Annotated in this window: 21 protein-coding genes; 15 read left to right on the top strand and 6 right to left on the bottom strand. The window is 67.6% G+C overall.

Annotated elements, in window-relative coordinates:
• The first annotated feature begins 115 nt into the window (after window positions 1-115).
• Both ABU113_RS12615 and ABU113_RS12610 read left to right on the top strand, forming a co-directional pair.
• Window positions 116-1144: an aspartate carbamoyltransferase catalytic subunit gene (locus ABU113_RS12615; RefSeq protein ID WP_454559850.1), complete on the top strand. Its 1029-nt coding sequence runs from the start codon at window positions 116-118 to the stop codon at window positions 1142-1144.
• Entirely contained in the window at window positions 1141-2373 is a 1233-nt protein-coding gene (locus ABU113_RS12610; protein ID WP_454559849.1) for an amidohydrolase family protein, read from the top strand. Before ABU113_RS12615 ends, ABU113_RS12610 begins: the two co-directional genes overlap by 4 nt.
• A 66-nt stretch (window positions 2374-2439) precedes the next feature.
• Here ABU113_RS12610 and ABU113_RS12605 read toward each other — a convergent pair whose 3' ends face one another.
• The 3 genes from ABU113_RS12605 to ABU113_RS12595 are packed head-to-tail and all read right to left on the bottom strand — an operon-like array spanning window position 2440 to window position 5337.
• Window positions 2440-3987 (bottom strand): SPOR domain-containing protein, encoded by a 1548-nt coding sequence (locus ABU113_RS12605; protein WP_454559848.1) that lies wholly within the window; start codon window positions 3985-3987, stop codon window positions 2440-2442.
• A gap of 27 nt (window positions 3988-4014) precedes the next feature.
• The gene (locus tag ABU113_RS12600; protein WP_454559847.1) at window positions 4015-4608 is read right to left on the bottom strand and encodes a hypothetical protein; all 594 of its coding nucleotides are present in this window, start codon (window positions 4606-4608) and stop codon (window positions 4015-4017) included.
• A 12-nt stretch (window positions 4609-4620) separates the two neighbouring features.
• The gene (locus ABU113_RS12595) at window positions 4621-5337 is read right to left on the bottom strand and encodes an AAA family ATPase (RefSeq protein WP_454559846.1); all 717 of its coding nucleotides are present in this window, start codon (window positions 5335-5337) and stop codon (window positions 4621-4623) included.
• A 265-nt stretch (window positions 5338-5602) separates the two neighbouring features.
• Between ABU113_RS12595 and ABU113_RS12590 the strand changes: the two genes are divergently transcribed.
• The 3 genes from ABU113_RS12590 to ABU113_RS12580 all read left to right on the top strand — a co-directional run bounded on the left by ABU113_RS12590 (window position 5603) and on the right by ABU113_RS12580 (window position 8528).
• The gene (locus ABU113_RS12590) at window positions 5603-6661 is read left to right on the top strand and encodes an SPOR domain-containing protein (protein WP_454559845.1); all 1059 of its coding nucleotides are present in this window, start codon (window positions 5603-5605) and stop codon (window positions 6659-6661) included.
• Window positions 6662-7159: 498 nt separating this feature from the next.
• Window positions 7160-7483 (top strand): PilZ domain-containing protein, encoded by a 324-nt coding sequence (locus ABU113_RS12585; RefSeq protein WP_454559844.1) that lies wholly within the window; start codon window positions 7160-7162, stop codon window positions 7481-7483.
• A 22-nt stretch (window positions 7484-7505) separates the two neighbouring features.
• Window positions 7506-8528, top strand: a complete 1023-nt coding sequence (locus ABU113_RS12580; RefSeq protein ID WP_454559843.1) for an SAM-dependent methyltransferase — start codon at window positions 7506-7508, stop codon at window positions 8526-8528.
• 16 nt (window positions 8529-8544) lie between these two features.
• Here the strand turns inward: ABU113_RS12580 and serB are convergent, their stop codons facing one another.
• Window positions 8545-9444 carry a phosphoserine phosphatase SerB gene (gene serB / locus ABU113_RS12575; protein ID WP_454559894.1) on the bottom strand — a complete coding sequence of 300 codons (900 nt, stop codon included), beginning with the start codon at window positions 9442-9444 and terminating at the stop codon, window positions 8545-8547.
• Between the two features lie 4 nt (window positions 9445-9448).
• Between serB and miaA the strand changes: the two genes are divergently transcribed.
• The 4 genes from miaA (at window position 9449) to ilvC (ending at window position 13897) form a co-directional block, all read left to right on the top strand.
• Window positions 9449-10408, top strand: a complete 960-nt coding sequence (miaA, locus tag ABU113_RS12570; RefSeq protein ID WP_454559893.1) for a tRNA (adenosine(37)-N6)-dimethylallyltransferase MiaA — start codon at window positions 9449-9451, stop codon at window positions 10406-10408.
• A gap of 55 nt (window positions 10409-10463) precedes the next feature.
• Entirely contained in the window at window positions 10464-12215 is a 1752-nt protein-coding gene (locus tag ABU113_RS12565) for an acetolactate synthase 3 large subunit (protein ID WP_454559842.1), read from the top strand.
• Window positions 12216-12307: 92 nt separating this feature from the next.
• Window positions 12308-12835, top strand: a complete 528-nt coding sequence (gene ilvN, locus ABU113_RS12560; protein ID WP_454559841.1) for an acetolactate synthase small subunit — start codon at window positions 12308-12310, stop codon at window positions 12833-12835.
• A 42-nt stretch (window positions 12836-12877) separates the two neighbouring features.
• Window positions 12878-13897 (top strand): ketol-acid reductoisomerase, encoded by a 1020-nt coding sequence (gene ilvC / locus ABU113_RS12555; RefSeq protein ID WP_454559840.1) that lies wholly within the window; start codon window positions 12878-12880, stop codon window positions 13895-13897.
• A gap of 160 nt (window positions 13898-14057) precedes the next feature.
• Here ilvC and ABU113_RS12550 read toward each other — a convergent pair whose 3' ends face one another.
• Window positions 14058-14543: a low molecular weight protein-tyrosine-phosphatase gene (locus ABU113_RS12550; RefSeq protein ID WP_454559839.1), complete on the bottom strand. Its 486-nt coding sequence runs from the start codon at window positions 14541-14543 to the stop codon at window positions 14058-14060.
• 168 nt (window positions 14544-14711) lie between these two features.
• Between ABU113_RS12550 and ABU113_RS12545 the strand changes: the two genes are divergently transcribed.
• Window positions 14712-16385 carry a spinster family MFS transporter gene (locus tag ABU113_RS12545; RefSeq protein ID WP_454559838.1) on the top strand — a complete coding sequence of 558 codons (1674 nt, stop codon included), beginning with the start codon at window positions 14712-14714 and terminating at the stop codon, window positions 16383-16385.
• 72 nt (window positions 16386-16457) lie between these two features.
• Complete coding sequence (locus ABU113_RS12540) at window positions 16458-17243, top strand: SDR family oxidoreductase (protein ID WP_454559837.1); 786 nt, start codon at window positions 16458-16460, stop codon at window positions 17241-17243.
• A gap of 107 nt (window positions 17244-17350) precedes the next feature.
• Here the strand turns inward: ABU113_RS12540 and ABU113_RS12535 are convergent, their stop codons facing one another.
• Window positions 17351-19153, bottom strand: coding sequence for an EAL domain-containing protein (locus tag ABU113_RS12535; protein WP_454559836.1), 1803 nt, complete (start codon window positions 19151-19153; stop codon window positions 17351-17353).
• A gap of 355 nt (window positions 19154-19508) precedes the next feature.
• Between ABU113_RS12535 and mtgA the strand changes: the two genes are divergently transcribed.
• The 4 genes from mtgA to ABU113_RS12515 all read left to right on the top strand — a co-directional run bounded on the left by mtgA (window position 19509) and on the right by ABU113_RS12515 (window position 23249).
• On the top strand, window positions 19509-20225 hold the full coding sequence (gene mtgA, locus ABU113_RS12530) for a monofunctional biosynthetic peptidoglycan transglycosylase (protein WP_454559835.1): 717 nt from the start codon (window positions 19509-19511) through the stop codon (window positions 20223-20225).
• Window positions 20226-20381: 156 nt separating this feature from the next.
• Window positions 20382-21578, top strand: a complete 1197-nt coding sequence (locus tag ABU113_RS12525) for an acyl-CoA dehydrogenase family protein (RefSeq protein WP_454559834.1) — start codon at window positions 20382-20384, stop codon at window positions 21576-21578.
• 26 nt (window positions 21579-21604) lie between these two features.
• The gene (locus ABU113_RS12520) at window positions 21605-22750 is read left to right on the top strand and encodes an acyl-CoA dehydrogenase family protein (RefSeq protein ID WP_454559833.1); all 1146 of its coding nucleotides are present in this window, start codon (window positions 21605-21607) and stop codon (window positions 22748-22750) included.
• 154 nt (window positions 22751-22904) lie between these two features.
• Entirely contained in the window at window positions 22905-23249 is a 345-nt protein-coding gene (locus ABU113_RS12515) for a RidA family protein (protein ID WP_454559832.1), read from the top strand.
• Window positions 23250-23682: the final 433 nt, after the last annotated feature.

Raw genomic sequence — 23682 nt, 5'->3', positions numbered from 1 at the left:
AGCGTCCCCGGACCGCCATGGCTAGACGCTCGGTTGGGGGTCGCGCATGTCCCGGCGGGGCGCTTGAGGGCCGCCCTTGCCGAGCCCCCGGGACAGGATTATAGACCGCCTCTTAATGACATCCGCATCTCCCGCCCCTGCCTCCCATCGCACGCCGCCGGGCCTGCATCCGTTCCCCTATACGAACCTGCTGGGCATCACCGGCCTGCAGCCGTGGGAGATCGCCTATCTGCTCGACGAGGCGGAACAGTGGATCGAGTCGAACCGCTCGACCCACAAGCGTCACGACCGGCTGGCGGGCCTGACCCAGGTCAACGCCTTTTTCGAGAATTCCACCCGCACGCTGCTGTCGTTCGAGATCGCCGGCAAGCGGCTGGGCGTCGATTGCGTCAACATGGTGCCCGGCACCTCGTCGCTGAAGAAGGGCGAGACACTGCTGGACACGGCGCTGACGCTGGCCGCCATGCACCCGGACATCATCGTCATCCGCCACCAGGACTCCGGCGCGGTGCAACTGATCGCCGAGAAAGTGGACTGCACCGTCATCAACGCCGGCGACGGCCGCCACGAACACCCGACCCAGGCCCTGCTGGACGCGCTCACCATCCGCCGCCGCAAGGGCCGCATCGAGGGGCTGACCGTCGCCATCTGCGGCGACATCCTGCACAGCCGGGTCGCCCGCTCGAATTTCCAGCTGCTCAATGCACTGGGGGCGCGGGTGCGCGTGGTCGCGCCGCCGACCCTGCTGGGCGCCGGCATCGAACGGCTGGGCGTCGAGGTGTTCACCGACATGGACAAGGGGCTCGACAGCGCCGACGTGGTGATGATGCTGCGCCTGCAGAAGGAACGGATGCAGGGCGGCTACATCCCCTCCACCCGTGAGTTCTTCCACTTCTACGGCCTCACCGGGGAGCGGCTGAAGCGTGCCAAGCCGGACGCGCTGGTGATGCACCCGGGGCCGATGAACCGGGGCGTCGAGATCGACACGGCGGTCGCCGACGATCTGGTGCGCTCGGCCATCGCCGAACAGGTGGAAATGGGCGTCGCCGTGCGCATGGCCTGCCTCGACGTGCTGACCCGCAAACGACGCGGCATCGCCGGCTGGGCCGACGGCAGCATCGGTGCGACGGGAGGCCGGGCATGAGCCGCATCGCCTTCATCAACGCGCATCTGCTCGATGCCGCCTCCGGTCTCGACGGCCTGGGCGGCCTGCTGGTGGAAGGCGGCCGCATCGCCGAGGTTGGCGCCATCGCCACCCCCGCCGACGCCACCGTCATCGACTGCGACGGCCGCCTGCTGGCCCCGGCGCTGATCGACACCCGCGTGTTCAAGGTCGAACCGGCCGCCGCCATCGCCGGCGGTGTCGTCAAGGTCTGCCTGATGCCGGACCAGTCGCCGGTGCTCGATGGCCCGGCCGCCATCGAGCGGGTCCGCCGACTGGGCCAGGACGTGGTCAAGGTCCGGCCGCTGGCCGCCGCCACCCGGGCGCTGGAAGGCCGCAAACTGGCCGAGATCGGCCTCGCGCTGGAGGCGGGCGCCTGCGCCGTCGCCACCGGCCGGCGCGGCATCATGGATACCGGCGTCATGCTGCGGCTGCTGCAATATGCCAGCGGCTTCGACGCGCTGGTGGTCGCCCACGCCGAGGACGAGACGCTGACCGACGGCACCTGCGCCACGGAAAGCGACTACGCGCTGCGACTCGGGCTGCCGGCGGCCTCGACGCTGGCGGAAAGCCTGATGGTGGAACGCGACGTCCGGCTGGCGGAAGCAACCGGCGCCCGGCTGCACATCGCCCAGGTGACCTGCGCGGCCTCGATCGACGCCGTGCGGCGGGCCAAGCACCGTGGCGTGCGGGTCTCCTGTGGCGTGACGCCAGCACATTTCCTGCTCAACGATTTCGCCATCGGCGACTATCGCACCTTCGCCCGCCTGTCGCCGCCCTTGCGCACCGAGGCCGACCGGCTGGCGGTGGTCGAAGGCCTGCGCGACGGCACCATCGACGTCATCGCCTCCGGCCACGATCCGCGCACCCAGGAAGACAAACGCCTGCCCTTCGCCCAGGCGGAAGCCGGCATGGTGGGTGTGGAGACGCTGCTGGCCGCCAGCCTGAGCCTGGTGCACAACGACATCCTCGATCTGCCGACGCTGATGACCAAGCTCACCAGCAAACCGGCGGCTCTGTTCGGCCTCAATGGTGGCCGACTGGACGTCGGCCAGGCCGCCGACTTGCTGCTGTTCGATGCCGGCGCGCCCTGGCAGATCGACGCCGAAACACTGAGGTCAACGGCCAAGAACACGCCGCTCGACCGGTTGCTGGTGCAGGGGCGGGTGCGCGGCGTCTGGCGCGACGGGCGGGATGTCCTGACGAATTGAGCTATGACGTCAACAGCCGCCGGCGGGACCGGCGGCTGCTTTATAGGCTCATGCGGCCGACGAACTTCAGAGCGCCGTGGCGTCGGGTGCGCGCGACACCATCTGGGTCGCCGGTTCCGCCGGCATATGCCGGACGAAGCATGAACCGCCCTCCTGGCGCAGCGCGGCGCACAGGCGATAGGCCTGCTTGCGGCTGCTGAACTCTCCCACGACCAGACGACGCAAGCCACTGGCGCCAGCGGCGGTCAGCGTCGGCTCATAGGTCGCCAGCGTGGCCGGATGGGCATTGCGCAGGCTCCGCCAGCCCCAGGTGAAGCTCGCCTCATGACGATAAGCTGCCAGCTGGACGGTCCAGCCACCGGCGGGCGCCTTGGCGGTCACCGGGCCGGACACCGCGACCTTCATCGATACCGGCGGATGCGGCGTCGCCACCGGCGGCGGCGCCGGCCGGGGTTCGACGGCTGCCGGAGTCGCAGCAACCAGATTGACCTTGACGGTGGCTGGCGCCGACGCAGCGTCGTTGCGGGCGATCAACTTCGGCGGTGATGGCACGAATGCCGGCTTGGCGGCGACCGGTGCCACAGGTTCAGCGGCAACGGCGGCAACTGCCACGGTCGTCGGTTCAACCGCCACGGCGACGACCGGCGCCGGCACCTCGGCGGGCTCAGCGACCGCGGTGGCGACGGCGGCCACGGGCGCCGCCGCCTGTGCAACCTCGGCGGACCTGGCGATCTCGGCCGGTTTGGCCAGCAGGGCCGGCGCCTGCGGCGCGGCAGCGGTCAACAAAGCCGGCGCCTGCGGCGCGGCAGCGGTCAACAAAGCCGGCGCCTGCGGCGCGGCAGCGGCCAGCATCGGCGAATCGCCAGCGGGCACGACACCCATCAACGTCGCCAGCCGGTCACCGGGCCGGGCTGCGGCCAGCGCGGCCCATTGCTGCAGTCTGCCGGACACGTCCTGACCGATGAGGTCGACCGCCGCCATCGCCCGGGCTCGCGCCCAGTCATTGGCAAGCGCATAGGACAAGGCAAGGTTCTGGCGTGTCCGCACGGTGGCACGCGGATCCCGCACGGCGGCCTCCAGCACCATCAGCGACCGGCGGTGTTCACCCGACAGCGCCAGCGCCAGGCCGACATCAGCAGCGAGGGCCGGATCACTGGCCGCCAGGGGCTCCAGCCCGGCCAGCAACGGCATCGCCCGGGTAACGTCGCCGGACCCCAGATGCGCCAGCGCCAATGTGACCTGGATGCGCGGGTTGGCGGCATCAATGGCGCCAGCCTGCGCCAGCGGCGTCAACGCGTCCATGAACCGTCCGGCCGCGACATAGGCCTGGCCCAGGGCCACCAGCGCCGCCGCATCCTGCGGTGCGGCCATCACGCCGAGCTGGGCCAGCCGGACCGCGGCCTCGGCGTCACCATTGCTGAGCGCGCCAGCCACCAGCCCGGTCATCGCCGACGAGGAGGGCGCGGACGCGGACGGCGGCGCGGCACGCCCCGCCGCCGGTGCGACATTGTTGAAAGTGGCGGCGGTCCGGGTGCTGCCGCAGGCGGCCAGCACCGCGATCAGGCTCAGCGAACCCAGCAGGGTCGGGCGGCCAATCAGCATAGGCGACATCATGCCCAATCTCCCTGAATCCAGGCGGTCTCAGTCCTGCGCGATCGCGCGGCACACGCAGGTATTGGCCGCCGGCAAATCCGCGGCGCTGGCGGCGAGATAATGATCCAGCGCCTCGATCAGCAGTGCCTGCGACGACTTGTGCTTGTGCGCCGACAGCAGTCGCAGCTTGAGATGACGTTCGCCATCAAGCCGCAGCGTGAACGCCGACTTAGGCTTGCTGCCACGCTCCGCGCGCGGCCGGGGTGTGGCCTCGGGGGCGGCGGCGGCTGATGCGGCAACCGCGACGGCAACCGGTTCGGGCTCGGCGACCGGCTCGTCGGCGACAACCGGCGCCGTGACGGCGACCGGCGCCACCTCGTCGACGGCGGCGGCGGCGGCCAGGCGCTCGGCGATCTCCGCCTGGACAGCGGCGACCGGGGAGGAGTCGGCTGGCGGGATCGGCAGCGTTTCGCGTTCGGAGATCACCAGCCGGGCGCGGGCACGGTTCGGCGTCGGCGCCGGGGTGCTCATGCCAAGGTCATAATCGGCGGCCACCTGTTGCGGCCGGATGGCGGGGCGGGCGTGACCCTTGCGGGCCAGCAGGCCGGCCGTCAGGGAAGCCGCGGGCTTGGAGTCATACATGGGCCGTCTCCGTTATTCGCCGAACGCGGCTTTGCGGCCGAAGCCGCCGGCACGCTGTCCGCCGGCGGCAGCCAGGGGCACGCGCGGCGCGAACACGGTGCGGCGGAAGTTCTTTTCCAGCCGGTCCGACAAGTAGGTCCACAGCGTCTCGATCTCGCCCGCCGACTTGCCGTTGGGATCGACTTCCATGACGGTGCGGCCGTCGATCATCGAGGCCGCGAAATCGGTGCGATGATGCAGCGTCACCGGCGCCACGGTGCCATGCTGCGACAGGGCGATGGCGGCCTCGAAGGTGATCTTGGCACGCGGCGTGGCGGCGTTGACCACGAATACCAGCGGTTTGCCCGCCCGCTCCACCAGATCGACGGTGGCACCGGCGGCGCGCAGGTCATGCGGGCTCGGCCGGGTCGGCACCACCACCAGGTCGGCGACAGCGACAACACTCTGGATGGCGACGGTGATGGCCGGCGGCGTGTCGATGACCGCGAGCTTGAAGCCCTTGGCGCGCAGATCCTCCAGATCCGTCATCAGCCGGCTGACCGTCGTGTGGGCAAAGGCCGGCGTCTCCGCCTCGCGTTCGTTCCACCAATCGGACAGCGAGCCCTGGGGATCGATATCAATGAGCACGACCGGACCCGCGCCGGCCCGTTCGGCCTGCACGGCGATATGACCGCTAAGCGTGGTCTTGCCCGAACCACCTTTTTGTGAGGCAAACGCCAAAACGCGCATGAGCTGCTGTCCTCTCGATTGCAGAGCACCACAGTCAGCATCACCCGGCGGGCTTTAACATAGGGTTACCAACTTCTTGTGCCGACGAAACAAGTCGAGTGCGACGGCGACAGGCACGGCCGGGAGCGACCGCCGCCTGGCGCCGGACCCGCCCTCCCCTCCCCCGCCTTGCGGTTAACAATGCCGTAAACATTCGCCCCTTAATGCTCTACGCGTTAACCATGGCGGCCTGACGGGGCCGCGGCAGGTGTTGGGACTGAACGTGATGAAACGCATTACCGCGCTGGCACTGGGTTTGACCGCGAGTTTCATGACCCTGTCCGTCGCTGTTCATGCCGATGTGCAGACCGGGGTGCAGAAATATCAGGCCGGTGACTATGGTGGCGCCATCGCCGAGTGGCTGCCCTACGCGGCGCAGAACGAACCCAACGCGCTGTTCAACCTTGGCCAGGCCTATCGTCTGGGGCGTGGCGTGGCGCCCGATCTGAAGATCGCCGTCGACTATTATGAACGCGCCGCCGCCCTGGGCCATGTATCGGCCCAGGCCAACCTGGGCTCGATCTATTATTTCGCCGAGCCGCCGCTGGCCAACCGCAAGCGGGCGATCGAACTGTGGCAGGCCGCCGCCGCCAGGGGGGAGCCCCGCGCGCTCTACATGCTGGGCGTACTCCATTTCAACGGCGAGGCCGTCGCGCGCGACTGGCCGCGCGCCTACGCCTACACCGAGGCCGCCGCGAAGGCGTCGTTGCCGGAAGCCGAAGAAGCACTGGCGGAAATGAGCCGCCACGTCTCGGCCGACGACAAGCGTCGGGCCAGCCATATCGTGGTCGCCACCGCGCCGGAAGAACCGGCCCTGCCATCCCCGCCGCCGCCGCACGGCGTCAGGGTTGGCTACGGCGACGAGCCCACCTCGCCGGCGGCGACGCCTGCCGACAAGCCTCCCACGGTCGCTGTCACCTACGGCACCGATGCCCCTGCCCTTCCCGCGGCAGTCGCCGCGCCATCACCCCGCGCCGCCCCCCCGCCGGGGCGCACGGCGGCATCGGCCACCCCCGACGGCGCAACCGCGGCCGCCGGAGACTGGCGCTTGCAGGTGGGCGCGTTCCGCTCGCGGGACAGCGCGGCGCAGGGATGGGCACAGCTGCAGGCCCGGCACCGCGACTCGCTGCGCGGCCTGGCCCCCACCTACGCGCCCGCGCCCGACGGCAGCGTCGTGCGCCTGCAGGTGGGACCGTTCGCCGGACGCGCCGAGGCAAACGCCCGGTGCGCCATCCTCAGCCGGGCCGGGCTGGCCTGCTTCGCGCTTCGCGTCACGAGCAATTGACCGCCTGAAGCGCCGGCGCGGCCCTGACTCACGGCAGGTTGCAATATACCGGATGCGAACCGGAGTCGTGGGCTCGCCGGAATTCCGTATCGCCACCGATTCGATCCCCGACGCGGCTCGCAGCTGCCACGACTCGAGGAGACCGACACCGGCACGCCCGAGTCGAGAATACGCTTTCAGGTTGATTTCAACGAGTTGGCCCCGGAACGGGAGTACGCGGCTTCGGGAATGCCGGGCTGAGCCCGCTCTCAACCGAAGCCGCGTTCACGAGCCCCCCGTTGCCCGTGATGCCTTAGCGTTAATCGAGCGTTCAGCTTTGTGCAAGTCCCTGACTTCAGTGACGCCCTGGCACCCCGGCCGATCGCCTGACAGCCGGACGCGGCAGCCCCGGCAGGCACTCCCGCGTTAACCAATTCTTGGTCATCCGCGTCCTAATGGGGTAGAACGCTGAAGCTCTTGATGAGAGACAACAGGATGGCGGAGGGATTGAGCGGTGTCTTGACCGAACGCCGGGAGACACCCCGATACAGGATTTGGAGCCATTGCGCCCTTGAGCTGCCGGATGGCCATCTGGCCGCGCGCCTGTGCGACATCTCGGCGGCAGGCGCCTTCGTGGAAACGCCAACCATGGTGCCAGCCGGCACCGTGCTCACCCTGCATCACCCGACCGCCGGCGCCATGACCGCCACTGTCGCCCGACAGGCAGACAATGGCCTGGCGCTGGCCTTCATCCTGGGCGAGCCCGCCGTAACATTTGCCCTGCGTGTCATCGCGGCCGACATGACGGCCGGTCATGGCACGCCAGCCGTCCGTCACCACTGATGACCGGGGAATGAGTTGAGCCGTGGCCAAGGCAGCTACCAAGACCGCCAAGAAAATCCCCTTCGGGCTCCGCCTGAAGGCGTGGTGGGAAGGCTATGACGCGGACGAGCTGGCGCGACGCGCCAACCTGGGCCAGACCAGCGCCCCGGCGCCGGAACGCGCGCCCAAGCCGGTCGAGACCACCGAGATCGTGGCAACGCCATTGCAGGGCGAGACCTCGAACATCACCGAGGAAGGCGAACTACCCATTGATCCCTGGGATCAGAACCGTATCGATGTCGCCCAGCTCATCTGGGGGCGTGGCTTCTGCGGGCCGGGCGGACCGGAATATGTCGTGGCGATGTCCAAGCTGCTGACCCTCAGCCCCGAGATGAGCATGATGCATCTGGGCGCCGGCCTCGGCGGCCCGGCACGGACGCTGGCCGAGCATTTCGGCGTCTGGGTGACCGGCTACGAGAGCTCGCCATCGCTGGTCGCCGGCGGCAACCAGCTCTCGACCATGGCCGGCATGGCCAAGAAGGCCGCGCTTGCGTTGCTCGACCTGACGGCGGAGAAGCCGTTCGAACGCAAATACGATCGCCTGCTGGCCGACAATTTCATCTCGCTGGTCGCCAACAAGCTCGATCTGCTGCGGCGCATCGAGGACAGCATGAAGCCCGACGGGCTGGCGCTGTTCACCGAGTTCTTCATGTCCAACGACAGTGTACTGATGGCGCCGGAGTTCAGGGACTGGATCGCCAACGAGCCAAGCCGGATCATGCCGATCACCCACGCCGAGTTCCTGCAGCAGCTCACCCAGTCAAACTATATCGTGCGCGTCGACGACGATATCTCCGAAGACTATGTTCACCTGATCGACAAGGCCTGGGCAGGCGCCGACAAGATCGTGCTTGATCTCTACAACCAGCCGGGCCAGGCCCATCTGGTGGGCATCGTACTCAAGGAAGCCGAGCTGTGGAGCCGTCGCGCCCAGCTCATCCGCAAGGGCCTGCTTTCCTACCGTCGCATTCTCGCCGCCAAGAAGGACAAGCACGCCGGCTGGTAACCGCCGGACGCGAACCTCAGCCTTCCACCCAGTCCGCGCGCCGGTAGCCCTGCGCGAACAGCAGCGCCGACAGGTCGCCGTGGCGGATGGCGGCATTGGCCGCCGCCTGGGTCTTCGGCTTGGCGTGGAAGGCAACGCCCAGCCCCGCCGCCTCGATCATCGGGATGTCGTTGGCGCCATCGCCCACCGACAGGCAGTCGGCCGGCGCGATGCCGCGCGACACCGCCTCGTCGAGCAACGTGCGCCGCTTGACCTCGGCGGTGACGATCGGCCGATGCACGATGCCGGTGAGCGCGCCGTCGGCGATCGCCAGCACATTGGCCCTGGCCAGCCGGAAGCCGAGCGTCGCGGCCACCCGGTCGACAAAAAAAGTGAAGCCGCCGGAAACCAGGACGGTCAGGGCGCCATGGGCGTTCATGGTGCCGATCAGCGCCTTGCCGCCGGGCGTGAAGCGCACGCGCTCGTCGTAGCACAGTTGCAGCACCGATTCCGGCAGTCCCTTGAGCAGCGCCACCCGGCCGTCGAGCGCCTGTTCGAAGTCGAGTTCGCCGCGCATCGCCGCCTCGGTCACCTGGGCGACATGCGCCTTGACCCCGGCATAGTCCGCCAGCTCGTCGATGCACTCGATGGTGATCATGGTGGAGTCCATGTCGGCCACCAGCATCCGCCGGCGACGATGCGCCTCCGGCTGGACGATGACATCCACCAGCGCCGCCCCCAGCGCGCCCTCGACCGCCGCGCGCGCCACCGGCTGTTCCAGGCCGTTGAACCGGATGTCGGCGGCGCGGCCCGGCTCCAGCCAGTCCGACGCGACATCCCGGGCACCGGCGGCCGCCAGCGCCGCCTCGCCGGCGCGCAGCTGCGCCATTTCGAGCATCGGGCCTTCCCAGGGGGCAACGAGCGTGGCAACCAGCATGGACATGACGACTCCTCTCAAACCGCTGGTGCTTATTGCCGGACCGACGGCCAGCGGCAAGTCCGCGCTTGCGCTCCATCTCGCCGAGCGGTCGGACGGCGTCATCATCAACGCCGACGCGCTGCAACTCTACGCCGACCTGCGGGTGCTCTCCGCCCGCCCCTCGCCCGAGGAGGAAGCACGCGCGCCGCACCGCCTCTATGGCGTGCTCGACGGCAACGACATCAGCTCCGCCGCCTGGTGGGCCGAGGCGGCACGCCGGGAGATCGAGGCCGCCTGGGCCGCGGCACGACTGCCGATCGTCATTGGCGGCACCGGGCTTTATCTGCGCACGCTGATGGACGGCATCGTGGCCGTGCCCGACATCCCCGAGGCGGTGCGCGCCGACGTACGCACCCGCATGGCGGCGCTCGGCCCCGAGGCCCTGCACGCCGAGCTGGCCCGGCTCGACCCGGCGTGCAGCGCCCGACTGATGCCGCGCGACCGCCAGCGCATCTCCCGCGCGCTGGAGGTGGTGCTGGCCACCGGCCGGCCGCTGAGCGACTGGCAGGCCGAGCCCCAGGGCGGGCTGGCGGGCAAGCCCGGCCTCGGCCCGGTTGGCCGCATCATCCTGCTGCCGGCGCGCGACTGGCTGTACGCCCGCTGCGACCGCCGCTTTGCCCAGATGATCGAGGCCGGCGCCGCCGACGAGGTGGCCGCGCTCATCGCCCGCAACCTGCCCGCCGACCGGCCGGTGATGAAGGCCGTGGGGGTGCGCGAACTGGCCGCCTGGCAGGCCGGCCAGCTGTCAAAGGACGCCGCCATCGATGCGGCGGCGCGGGAAACCCGGCGCTACGCCAAGCGCCAGTATACCTGGCTGCGCAACCAGTTCGGCGACTGGGCGGCCGTCACGTTGCACGATAATGACGATCAGATAAGAGAATTTATAATTAAATTACAATCAATGGGCTTGACTTTGAAATAAACACACCCTACCCCTGCCACTCCTTTTGCAGTGCGACACAGTCGAGGAGTCCATCATGTACGGCGAGCCGATCCCCGGCGCGGAAATCATCGTCCAGGCCCTGATCGACCTGGGCGTGGAGGTGGTGTTCGGCTACCCCGGCGGCGCGGTACTCCCGATCTACGACGCCATCTTCAAGCAGAACCGCATCCGCCACATCCTGGTCCGCCACGAGCAGGGCGCGGCGCATGCGGCGGAAGGCTATGCCCGCGCCACCGGCAAGCCCGGCGTCGTTCTCGTCACCTCCGGCCCTGGCGCCACCAACGCCGTCACCGGCATCGCCGACGCGATGATGGATTCGATCCCGATGGTCGTGCTGACCGGCCAGGTCGCCACCCACCTGATCGGCAACGACGCCTTCCAGGAATGCGACACGGTGGGCATCACCCGCCACTGCTCGAAGCACAACTACCTGGTGAAGGACGTCGACCGGCTGGGCGATGTCATCCACGAGGCGTTCTACATCGCCACCAACGGCCGGCCCGGCCCCGTGGTGGTCGACATCCCCAAGGACATCCAGATCGCCCGGGCGACCTATCGCAAGCCGGCGAAGATCGAGCACAAGACCTACCGGCCGACCATCAAGGGCGAGCTGGCCGACATCGAGGCGGCGATCGAGCTGATGGCCAACGCCCGGAAGCCGATCCTCTATACCGGCGGCGGCATCATCAATTCCGGCCCGCAGGCCGCCCAGCTGCTGCGCGAGCTGCAGCGCGTCACCGGCTTCCCGGTGACCTCGACGCTGATGGGCCTGGGCGGCTTCCCCGCCACCTCGCCGGCGTTCCTTGGCATGCTGGGCATGCACGGCACCTACGAGGCCAACCTCGCCATGCACGACAGCGATGTCATGGTCTGCCTGGGCGCGCGCTTCGATGACCGGGTCACCGGCCGCACCGACGCCTTCGCGCCCAACGCCAAGAAGATCCACGTCGACATCGACCGCTCGTCGATCAACAAGAACATCATGGTCGATATCGGCATCGTCGGCGACGTCGGCCGGGTGATGGAAGACATGATCCGGATCTGGAAGTCGAAGGGGCTGACCGCCCGCAAGCTCGACGACTGGTGGGGCCAGATCAACCAGTGGCGCGCCCGCCAGTGCCTGGCCTTCCGCCAGGAGGGCAGCGAGATCCTGCCGCAGCACGCCATCGTCCGCCTGTTCGAGGCGACCAAGGCGCGCGAGCCGATCATCACCACCGAGGTCGGCCAGCACCAGATGTGGGCGGCCCAGTATTTCGGCTTCGACAAGCCCAACAAGTGGCTGACGTCGGGCGGGCTCGGCACCATGGGCTATGGCCTGCCGGCGGCGATCGGCGCCCAGCTGGGCAACCCCAACGCGCTGGTGATCGACATCGCCGGCGAGGCCTCGATCCTGATGAACATCCAGGAGATGTCCACCGCCAAGCAGTTCGAGCTGCCGGTCAAGGTGTTCATCCTCAACAACGAGTATATGGGCATGGTCCGCCAGTGGCAGGACCTGACCTATGAGGGCCGCTATGCCCACAGCTACTCGGAAGCGCTGCCCGATTTCGTCAAGCTGGCCGAGGCCTATGGCTGGACCGGCCTGCGCATCAACGACATCAGCGAGCTGGACGCCGGCATCAAGACGATGATCGAGACCCCCGGCCCGGTGATGGTGGACTGCCGCGTCGCCAAGCTGGAAAACTGCTTCCCGATGGTGCCCTCGGGTGCCGCCCACAACGAGATGCTGCTCGGCCCCGAGCAGGTGGTGGGTGCGCTTTCGGAGGCAGCCCAGGCCCTCGTCTGACATCGACCGCCCCGTCCCTGCGCGGACGGGGCTCTCCCAGCCTCGTGCCCGGCCCGCCGGACCCGACAGGACCTTGCGAACGGTAATCGACCATGTCCAAAGCCCACACCCTCACCATCACCGGAATCGAGCGGCACACGCTGTCCATCCTCGTCGACAACGAGGCCGGCGTGCTCGCCCGTGTCATCGGCCTGTTCTCCAGCCGCGGCTACAACATCGACAGCCTGACGGTGGCGGAAGTCACCCATGATCGCGGCATCAGCCGCATCACCATCGTCACCTCCGGCACCCCGGCGGTGATCGAGCAGATCAAGGCCCAGCTGGAGCGGCTGGTGCCGGTCCATTCGGTCGCCGACCTCACGGTGCAGGGGCCGCACGTCGAGCGCGAGATGGCGCTGGTCAAGGTCGCCGGCGCCGGCGACAAGCGGGTCGAGGCGCTGCGGCTGGCCGACATCTATCGCGCCCGGGTGGTGGACGCCACCACCAGCAGCTTTGTCTTCGAGGTCACTGGCTCCAGCGAGAAGGTCGATACCTTCATCGATCTGATGCGGGAGCTGGGCCTGATCGAGGTGGTCCGCACCGGCATTGTCGCGATTGCACGCGGCGCCAGCGGCCTTTAAGAGCGTTTCGATTTTCCAGGTTAGAGAAGAGGACTGAACACCATGCGCGTCTATTACGATCGCGATGCCGATGTGAACCTGATCAAGACCAAGAAGGTCGCCATTCTCGGCTATGGCAGCCAGGGCCACGCCCATGCCCAGAACCTGCGCGACAGCGGCGTGGCCGAGGTCGCCATCGCCCTGCGTCCGGGTTCGGCCAGCGCCAGGAAGGCCGAAGGTGCGGGCTTCAAGGTCATGAGCAACGCCGATGCCGCCGCCTGGGCCGATGTGCTGATGATCCTGGCCCCCGACGAGCATCAGGCGGCGATCTACAATGACGACATCAAGGGCAATCTGCGCCCCGGCGCGGCGCTGGCCTTCGCCCACGGCCTGAACATCCATTTCGGCCTGATCGAAGCGCCCAAGGACATCGACGTCATCATGATCGCGCCCAAGGGGCCGGGCCACACCGTCCGTTCCGAATACCAGCGTGGCGGCGGCGTGCCCTGCCTGATCGCCGTGGCGCAGGACGCCACCGGCAATGCCCACGACATCGCCCTGTCCTATGCCTCGGGCGTGGGCGGCGGCCGTTCGGGCATCATCGAAACCAACTTCCGCGAGGAATGCGAAACCGATCTGTTCGGCGAGCAGGCCGTGCTGTGCGGCGGCGCCACCGCGCTGGTCCAGGCCGGTTTCGAAACCCTGGTCGAGGCCGGCTACGCGCCGGAAATGGCCTATTTCGAGTGCCTGCATGAACTGAAGCTGATCGTCGACCTGATGTATGAAGGCGGCATCGCCAACATGCGCTATTCGATCTCGAACACCGCCGAATATGGCGACATCAAAACCGGCCCGCGCATCATCACCGAGGAAACGAAGAAGGAAATGAAGCGCGTTCTGGCCGACATCCAGTCGGGCCGCTTCGTCAAGGACTTCATCCTCGACAACCGCGCCGGCCAGCCGGAACTCAAGGCCTCGCGCATCGCCGCGCAGCGCCACCCGATCGAGGAAACCGGCGCCAAGCTGCGCGCCATGATGCCCTGGATCGGCGCCAACAAGCTGGTTGACAAGGAAAAGAACTAAGCCTTCCCCCACCAGGGTACGGATCGCGGGCGCCGTCGCATCGACGGCGCCCGTTGTCGTTTGGGACCGGACGCGCTGTCAGCCGACCGGCACGCCGTCGCGATCGATGATCGCCCGGAACGCCGGGCTGGCGGTGGCACGTCAGACACGGCGCGGACCATCATTCAGCCTGTCCAGCAGCGACACCGCCGCCGACGATCGCCCGCAGCAGCCCTTCCGCACCGGCGCGCACCAGCCGGTATGTCTCCTCGAAATCCTCGGGGCCGCCATAATAGGGGTCGGGCACCGCCTCACCGGCCCGGCCGGGCACGAAATCGAGCAACAGGTTGACCCGCGCCTCATGGCGTTCCGGTTCCCAGGCGCGTATGTTCTCGCGGTTGCTGTCGTCCATGACGATGATGTGGGCAAAGCGGCTGAAATCGTCGGCGGTGAGCTGGCGGGCGCGCAGGCCGGAGATGTCGACGCCGTGGCGGGCGGCCACCGCCTGCGAGCGCGGGTCGGGCGCGTGGCCGATGTGCCAGTCGCCGGTACCGGCGGAATCGATCAGCAGGTCGAGGCCGGCCGCGCCGGCGAGCTGGCGGAACACGCCCTCGGCCAGCGGTGACCGACAGATATTGCCCAGGCAGACAAACAACACCGACGACATGAAGCACCTTTCCGGAAACGACCGGCCCGCGCCGGCTTCCGGTCATGCATGCCTGCACGACGACGGGGGGGGCAAGCCGGAAATGGGGCCACTGCTGTTGCCACGGCACCTAGCAGCGGCTACCCCTGTTTTAAAGCCGGTGATTTAACGCCGCATGGGGAGAGGTGCATGAATCGTTCGGATGACGCGCCGGAGGCGCGCGGAGAGGTCGCGGGTGCGACACAGGATCAACCCGGCCACACGGTGGGCGGCGCCTACGCCTGGTACGTGCTGGGGGTTCTGATCGTCGTCTATACGCTGAACTTCATCGACCGCCAGATCATCACCATCCTCGCCGCCGATCTCAAGCGTGATCTCGGCCTCACGGACACCGAGCTTGGCCTGCTCTACGGCACCGTGTTCGCCATGTTCTACGCGCTGTTCGGCGTGCCACTGGGCCGGCTGGCTGACACCTGGGTGCGCACCCGGATGATGGCGATCGGGCTTGCCGCCTGGTCGGCCTTCACCACCGTCTCCGGCCTGGCCGGCAATTTCGCCCAGCTCGCCACCGCGCGGGTCGGCGTCGGCATCGGTGAGGCCAGCGCCAGCCCGGCCGCCTTCTCCCTGCTGTCGGACTATTTCCCGCGCGAGAAGCGCGCCACCGCGCTGGCGCTCTATTCCAGCGGCGTCCATATCGGCGGCGGTCTTTCACTGGTGATCGGCGGCGCCATCGTCGATGCCTGGGCGACCGCCTATGCCGACGGCAGCACGCCGTGGGGGCTGAAGGGCTGGCAGGTGGCCTTCTTCGCCGTCGGCATCCCCGGCATCCTGCTGGCGCTGCTGGTCGCCACCCTGCGCGAGCCGGTGCGCGGACTGGCCGACGGCCTGGCGCAGCCACGCGAGCCGCGCCCGTTCGCCAAGGCATGGCTGGAAATGACCGCGATCATCCCGCCGCTGACCTTCTGGCATCTGGCCCGCCTCAAGGCCGCCGGCGGCGAATGGGGGCGCAACCTGCTGGCGCTGGCCGTGGTGGTGGCGCTGGCCGCGGGCCTGACGGCGCTGACCAACGGCTTGGTGCCGGAGGCACGCCAGCGGGTGCTGTGGGAGCTTGGCGGGCTGCGCGTCACCGCCCACACCGTGCAATGGACCGCCATGGCCATTGGCGCCTATGGCGTGTTCTCGTGGATCCAGTCGCTGCGGCTGCGCGACCAGCCAAGCTTTCAGCTGATCTGGAAGACGCCGACCACGGTTGCCATCATCATCGCCAGCGCCGCCATCACCATCGCCGCCTATGGCATCGCCGCCTGGGCCGCCTATTACGCCGTCGTCACCTTCAAGGTGCCGCTCACCGAGGCCGGCACCATGCTCGGCCTGGGCGCGGCGCTGGGCGGCTGGATCGGCACCAGCCTTGGCGGCATCATCGGTGACCGGCTGCGCCGGCGCCGCCCCGCCGGACGGCTCTACGTCACCCTGTTCGCCGTCATCGTGCCGGTGCCGCTGGTCTATGCCCTGTTCAGCACCGGCGACCTTGACCATTATTATGTGTTGGCCTTCCTGGTGCAGCTGCTGATGACCCTGTGGCTGGCCGGCGCCGCCACCACCTGCCAGGATCTGGTGATGCCCCGGATGCGCGGCAGCATGACCGCCGCCTTCTTCCTCGGCACCACACTGGTCGGGCTGGGCATCGGGCCGTATTTCATCGGCTTCGTCAGCGATGTGACGGGCGACCTGCGCATGGCGATCTTCAGCGTCGGCCTGTTCGCCCCTGTCGCGTGGATTGCGCTTCTCGTCGCCATCCGTACAGTCGAGCCCGCCGAGCGCACGCGCCTTGAACGGGCGCGCGCGGCCGGTGAACCTGCCTGAAGCGCGCGTTGCGCGACCGGCCTGTTTTTCCCCATGGCTTCATTCACGTTCTTATCAGGGAGTAACCGATCCATGAGTTTCAAGATCAACGATCTCTTTTCCGTCGCCGGCAAGGTAGTGCTGGTCACCGGCGGCAGCCGGGGCCTGGGCGAGATGTTCGCCCGCGCCTATGTCGAGAACGGCGCCAGGGTCTATATCTCGTCGCGCAAGGCCGAGGCCTGCGAGGCGCTGGCGCGTGAGCTGTCGGCCCACGGCACCTGCCTGCCGCTGCCGGCCGACCTCAGCGAGATGAGCGAGATCGAGCGCATCGCCGAGGAGCTGGGCAAGCGCGAAACCCGGCTCGACGTGCTGGTCAACAACGCCGGCGCCTCGTGGGGCGCGCCGCTGGAGAGCTTCCCCGAGTCCGGCTGGGACAAGGTGATGGACCTCAACGTCAAGTCGGTGTTCTTCACCACCCAGAAGCTGCTGCCGCTGCTGAAAGCCGCCGCCAGCGAGGACAACTGGGCGCGCGTCATCAACATCGGCTCCATCGAGGGCCTGCATGTCTCGCATGACCTGGACTCGCCGTCCTACAGCGCCTCGAAAGCAGCGGTGATCCACCTCACCCGCGTGCTGGCGCACAAGATGGCGGCCTCGCACATCGCGGTCAACGCCATCGCGCCGGGCTACTTCCCGTCCAAGATGACCGCCGGCATCGAGGCCGAATTCGGCGACAACATCCGGGCGATGACGCCGATGCACCGCTTCGGCCGCGCCACCGACATGGCCGGCGTGGCGCTCTACCTGTCGAGCGCCGCCAGCGCCTATGTCACCGGCGCGGTGATTCCGGTCGACGGCGGCCTGGCGACGACGGCGTAACGCGCGAGCAACGCCGGCACGCCATTGCCATGACCGGGCTGACGGCAGCGGGGCAACCCGCTGCCGTTGTCGTTCGGGGGGCATTCGACGAGGCTTGGGGAACGCCCCTACAGCAGCGCGCGCAGCCGCTGCTGCAGCTGTACGACGTCGGTGTTGGCCGGCGAGATCTCGGCCAGCCCCTCGGGGTTGCGTTTCGCCCGCTTCTTGCCCAGCGCGATGGTCTGCACCACCTCGTCCTCGGTCAGCCAGGCCCGGTTGGGCGGCAGGTCGAGCAGCACGGTAGAGACCCGAGTGAGCGGAAACACCCGCTCGCTGCCATCGCGGTCCTGCCCCAGGATGCCGCCGCGCTGGCGGTCGGCGACGTCGTAGAAGCTCTCGACGTCGCTTCTGAACTGCTGTGCCAGCTGCTGCACGCGCGGGCGCACCTCGTCGAGTTCCATGTCGACGAAGCCGGCCACATAATCGTCGCCGCCCAGATGCGCCACCAGCACATCGTCGCGCCGCAGGTGCAGCTTCAGCAGGTTGGCGAACAACAGGATCACCCGGTCGCCCTGGCGGAAGCCGTAGGCGTCGTTGAACGGCTTGAAGTTGTCGAAGTCGAAATAGGCCATCACATAGTGGCGGCCGTGGTCGGCCAGCGCCTGGCGGAGGAAATCGAGGATGGCCCCGTTGCCCGGCAGGCCGGTGAGCGGGTTCTGGTCGCGCGCCTGGGCGACGTTGCGCTCGGCGATCATGCCGATCAGCGCCCGCGACGACAGAAAGCCGGCATATTGCCGGTCCCGCACGATCAGCAGCCCTTCCTTGCCCTCGTCGGTGACGTAATTGTTGACCAGCTGCTCCACCGGCGCGGTGATTTCCACCACCGGACAGCGCGAGGTGATGCGCAGCACCGAGCGGTCGACTCCCTTGTTGGCCAGCAGGTCGCGGCCATAGGGGTTGTAGATGAATGGCTTGATGTCCTGCTCGCGGATCAGCCCCACCGGCTCGCCAGCGGCATCCACCACCGGCACCACCGCATCGACGCCGGTCTCGGCGAACAGGGCGATGACCTCGGGGATGGTGGCGGTGTCGCGCACCGGCGCCAGTTCCACCAGCTCCTCGGCGATGCGCGTGACCAGCGACCCGTGATGCCCCTGGCGCTTTTCGGTGCGGATGCGGTCCTCGTAGCTCAGCTGCAGCTCGGTCAGCTCGATGGTCGGCCGGGCGATGAGATAGCCCTGCACCAGATCGCAACCGATCTCGCGGCAGGCATAGAGGTCGCGCGCCTCCTCCACGCCCTCGGCCACGACCAGGATGCCCAGCGACTTGGCGAGCGCTACGATCTTGGAGACGAACAGCCGGCGGCGCTGGTCGTCGGCGATGCCATGCACGAAGAAGCGGTCGATCTTGATGATGTCCGGCTCGCTGTCATAGAGCATGCGCAGGCCGCTGTAGCCCTGGCCGAAATCGTCGACGGCGATCTTGAAGCGCTCGTGGCGGTGCGAGCGCAGTATCTCGTTGAAGGCCTCCGGGTTGGCCGCGCCATGGCGCTCTGAAATTTCGATGCACAGCGCGCTGGGCGGCAGGTTGAGCGCCGTCAGCGCCTCCATGGTCTGGTCGATGCGATCATCGCCGCTCTCGAACGCCCGGTTGTCGACGTTGCAGAACAGCTTGACCCGGCCCGCGAACGGCAGCCGCGCGAACTTCTCCAGTGCCTTGCGCCGCAGCGCCGTCTCCAGCGACGGCAGCACGCCATCGGCATGGGCGGAGTCGAACAGCGCCGCGATGGAGTCGAACCCCGCCGCGCCGGTGTTGCGCAGCAGCGCCTCGAAACCATAGACCAGCGCGCTATGGGCATTGACGATCGGCTGGAAGGCGTGATCCACCGTCGCCAGCACCCCCGCCCACTTGTCCTTCAGCAACACACCCATTGTCCGACCCACAGTTTCCCTGCTTTGAGCCGAACAGATTTCACAAATTCGTGAACAATGTCCTAATAATCAACATATATTCAATGATTCAACTTAAATTCCGAAATATTATACAGTTAAATAAAATAGAATACACCCATGGGCAATCATGCATTTCATGAGAATAACAACAGGCATTGCGTTTCATTTTTGTTTCAATATTGTTACAATTATCAATAATCAAAATATCGGTGATCAATGATCCGCGGCGCATGACAACACGTCAACAACGCCCGTCAAACCCCGTTGAGTCAGGGCACACGTTGAGGCAGTGTCACGGCCGCCTCACCCCTTGCTGTTTCCTGCGCGCGCGACCATGACGGACACGGACGAAGACTCTCCCACCCGCCCCCTGTTCAAACGCCTGTCAGGTGTGCTGATCAGCGCCCTGCTCATCGTTGTCGGCCTCAGCGTGCTGTGGGTGGCGGCCTATCGCTGGATCGATCCGCCGACCACCTGGCTGATCCACCGTGATCGCGCCGGGGGCAAGGCCGTCCAGCAGACCTGGACGACCCTCGACGACATGCAGCTGCGCATCGGCTATGCCGCCATCGCCGCCGAGGACGCCCGCTTCTGCGACCATCACGGCTTCGACGTCGAGGCGATCACCAGGGCGATGGAAGCCAATGTCGAGGGCAAGAAGCTGCGTGGCGGCTCCACCATTTCCCAGCAGGTAGCCAAGAACGTGTTTCTGTGGCCGGAGCGCTCGTGGGTCCGCAAGGGGCTGGAGGCCTATTTCACGGTCCTGATCGAACTGTTCTGGTCAAAGCGGCGGATCATGGAGGTCTATCTCAACGTCGCCGAGTGGGGCGATGGCATCTACGGCGCCGAGGCCGCCTCCCGCCATTACTTCCACAAGAGCGCGGCGAAACTCAGTCGCACCGAGGCGGCCCGGCTGGTCTCCATCCTGCCGTCGCCGAAGAAATGGTCCCCCACCGACCCGTCGAAGCGGGTCAAGCGCAAGGCGCGCAACGTCCGCAAGGCGCTGGCGACGGTGATGGACGACGTCGGCAAGTGCCTGCGGAACGACTGAACAGTCGCCCTGACGGCCGCCACCGGGTCACGCCGCCGGCCCTGCCAGCCCCGGGCACCCTGCGGGCGCGCGCCCGCGTCGGCCCGCGCGCCTCCCCTCTGGCATTCCACGTGACGCCATGCCAATCTGAGTAAAACTCATGGGGAGTCGTTTTTTATGAATCTTGAATTTTCCGCTGACGATATTGCCTTTCGTGACGAGGTTCGCGCGTTCATCGCCGAGGCCTATCCCGCGCACCTGCGCGGCAAGATGGAGGAAGGCGAGGAACTCTCCAAGGAAGACTATCTCGCCTGGCACCGCATCCTCGCGGCCAAGGGCTGGGTCGCGCCAGGCTGGCCTGTCGAATATGGCGGCCCGGGCTGGACCGCCACCCAACGCTACATCTGGTCGGAGGAGCTGGCCCGCGCCGACACCATCCCGATCCTGCCGTTCGGCATCAACATGGTCGGCCCGGTGATCTACACCTTCGGCACCCCGGAGCAGAAGGCGCGCTTCCTGCCGCCGTCGCTGTCGGGCGACATCTGGTGGTGTCAGGGCTATTCCGAACCCGGCGCCGGCTCCGATCTCGCCAGCCTGCGTACCCGCGCCGAGCGGGACGGTGACTTCTACATCGTCAACGGCCAGAAGACCTGGACCACGCTGGGCCAGCACGCCGACTGGGGCTTCTTCCTGGTCCGCACCGACCCCGCCGCCAAGCCGCAGGAAGGCATCTCCTTCCTGCTCATCGACATGAAGACGCCGGGCATCACCGTGCGGCCGATCATCACCCTGGGCGGCGAGCACGAAGTCAACGAGGTGTGGCTGGAGAACGTCAAGGTGCCGGTGGAGAACCGCATCTTCCACGAGAACAAGGGCTGGACCTGCGCCAAGTTCCTGCTCGCCCACGAACGCACCGGCATCGCCGGCGTCGCCCGCTCCAAGCGTGGCATCGAGCGCATCAAGGCGATGGCCCGCGCCGAGGCCGGCGACGACGGCCAGCCGCTGATCCGCGACCCCGACTTCGCCCGCAAGATCGTCGAGCTGGAGATCGACCTCAAGGCGCTGGAGTTCACCGAGCTGCGCACGCTGGCCTCGGAGTCCGCCGGCAAGGGGCCGGGGCCGGAATCGTCGCTGCTCAAGATCAAGGGCACCGAGATCCAGCAGCGCATCACCGAACTGGCGCTGGAGGCCGCCGGTCACTACGGCGCGCCCTATTTCCGCGGCATCAACCAGGACGGCAACGCCTTCCCGATCGGTCCGGACTACAGCCGGCGGGTGGCGCCCACCTATTTCAACATGCGCAAGACCTCCATCTACGGCGGGTCGAACGAGATTCAGCGCAACATCATCGCCAAGATGGTTCTTGGTCTTTAATAAAAATATTCGATTGGGGAAATTTCATGGATTTCAATTTCACTGAAGAACAGTCGATGCTGCGTGACGCCCTCGCGCGTTACCTGGCGGACCGCTACGACTTCGAAACCCGCCGCGGCATCACCCGCACCGACGCCGGCTGGCAGCCGGCGGTGTGGCGCGCCTTCGCCGAGGAACTCGGCATTCTCGGCGCGGCCTTTTCCGAGGCCCACGGCGGCCTCGGCGGTGGCGCGGTCGAGAACATGATCGTCATGGAGGAGCTGGGCAAGGCGCTGGTGATCGAGCCCTACCTCGAAACGGTGGTGGTCGGCGGCGGCTTCCTCAAGCACGCCGGCGGCGCCGCCGCCGACGCACTGATCGGCCAGATCATCGCCGGCACCGCCACCTGCGCCTTCGCCCATGCCGAGCCGCAGGGCCGCTACAACCTCGCCGATCTCAAGACCACCGCCACCCGGGATGGCGCCGGCTGGCGACTGAGCGGCCACAAGGCGGTGGTGACGGCGGCGCCGTGGGCAAGCCACCTGATCGTCACCGCCCGCACCGGCGGCGGCCAGCGCGAGCGCGACGGCGTGTCGGTGTTCCTGGTCGAGAAGGGTGCCGCCGGCCTCACCACCCGCGACTACCCGACGGTGGACGGCCGGCGTGCGTCGGAAGTCTATCTGGAAAACGTCGCGGTGGGCGCCGAGGCACTGCTGGGGAACGAAGGTAACGGCCTGCCGCTGGTCGAGCGGGTTGTCGATGAAGCCACCGCCGCGCTGTGCGCCGAGGCGTCCGGCTGCCTGAAGAAGCTGCACGAGGGCACGCTGGACTATGCCCGCCAGCGCAAGCAGTTCGGCACCCCGATCGCCAGCTTCCAGGTGCTGCAGCACCGCATGGTCGACATGTTCATGGCCGCCGAGCAGGCGGTATCGATGACCTACATGGCGACGCTCAACCTCGATGCCGAGGCGCGGGAGCGGGCAATCGCGGTGTCGTCGGCCAAGGCGTTCATCGGCAAGGCCTGCCAGTCGGTCGGCCAGAGCGCGATCCAGATCCACGGCGGCATGGGCATGACCGACGAGTTGGCGATTGGCCATTATTTCAAGCGGGCGACGCTGATCGAGGGGCTCTACGGCTCGGTGGCCTACCACCTGCGCCGCTGCGAGGCGCTGTCGTTGGCCGACGCCGCCTGACATCGCGCCGATCACGACGACGCGGGGCGGTGCCGGCCGGCGCCGCCCTGTTTCGTTGTGGACGGCCGCGTGCGCGTCACCCCTCTTGCCGACCTCCGGCCCGGCGGTTACGCAGGCGACCATCGATTCATCCCGCTCGCACAGGAGTCACGCCATGACCATCACCCGCCTCGACATCGGCCCGCGCATGAGCCAGGCCACCATTCACAATGGCGTGATCTACACCGCCGGCCAGGTCGACGACACCGGCGCCACCGTCGCCGAGCAGACCCGCAACGTGCTGGCCAAGATCGACGCCCTGCTGGCCGCCGCCGGCACCGACAAGTCGAAGGTGCTGTCGGCCACCATCATCCTGCCGGACATGTCGGGTTTCGGCGAGATGAACAGCGTGTGGGACAGCTGGGTGGTGCCGGGCGCGACGCCGGCCCGGACGACGCTGGGCGGCGCGCTGGTGCTGCCGGCGTTCAAGGTCGAGATCGCGGTCATCGCCGCACTCTGAACCCCGCGCTGCGAACCCATGGCGAAGCGGTGACGGCCACGTCACCGCTAACCGCTTGCCGGAACCGCCTGTTGATACGACCAACCGCCGTCCGTTGCGACGGGCGACGGATGACGCGTGGCTATCATCTGTGATATGACAGTTTCACGACAGCACCCCCGATGATGCGCTTCCACACTGTCATGATGTTGGAACACAGCTGACCGTCTATCTGTCATCGACCGATCTTATCGTACCTCACGCCACAAGAGGTCACCATAATGGTCCGCGTCAAATGTCTCGTTCAGGAACCGCTGCGCGTCGCGCGTTAGCGTCCGCGCTCGTGGTGTAATTTCCGGTGTAGGCGATGGTGTATTCCGGGGTGGGGCATGCCCCACCCCGGAATGCGGCGTCGCTGGTGGCCACCGGGTTCATCGTTATGGTGGAGTTTGCA

It is taken from the genome of Parapedomonas caeni (assembly GCF_041060555.1).
Classification (GTDB): Bacteria; Pseudomonadota; Alphaproteobacteria; order Sphingomonadales; family Sphingomonadaceae; genus CAUJIW01.
Note: the sequence above shows the minus strand (reverse complement) of the source record. Positions and strands in the feature narration are given on the sequence as shown.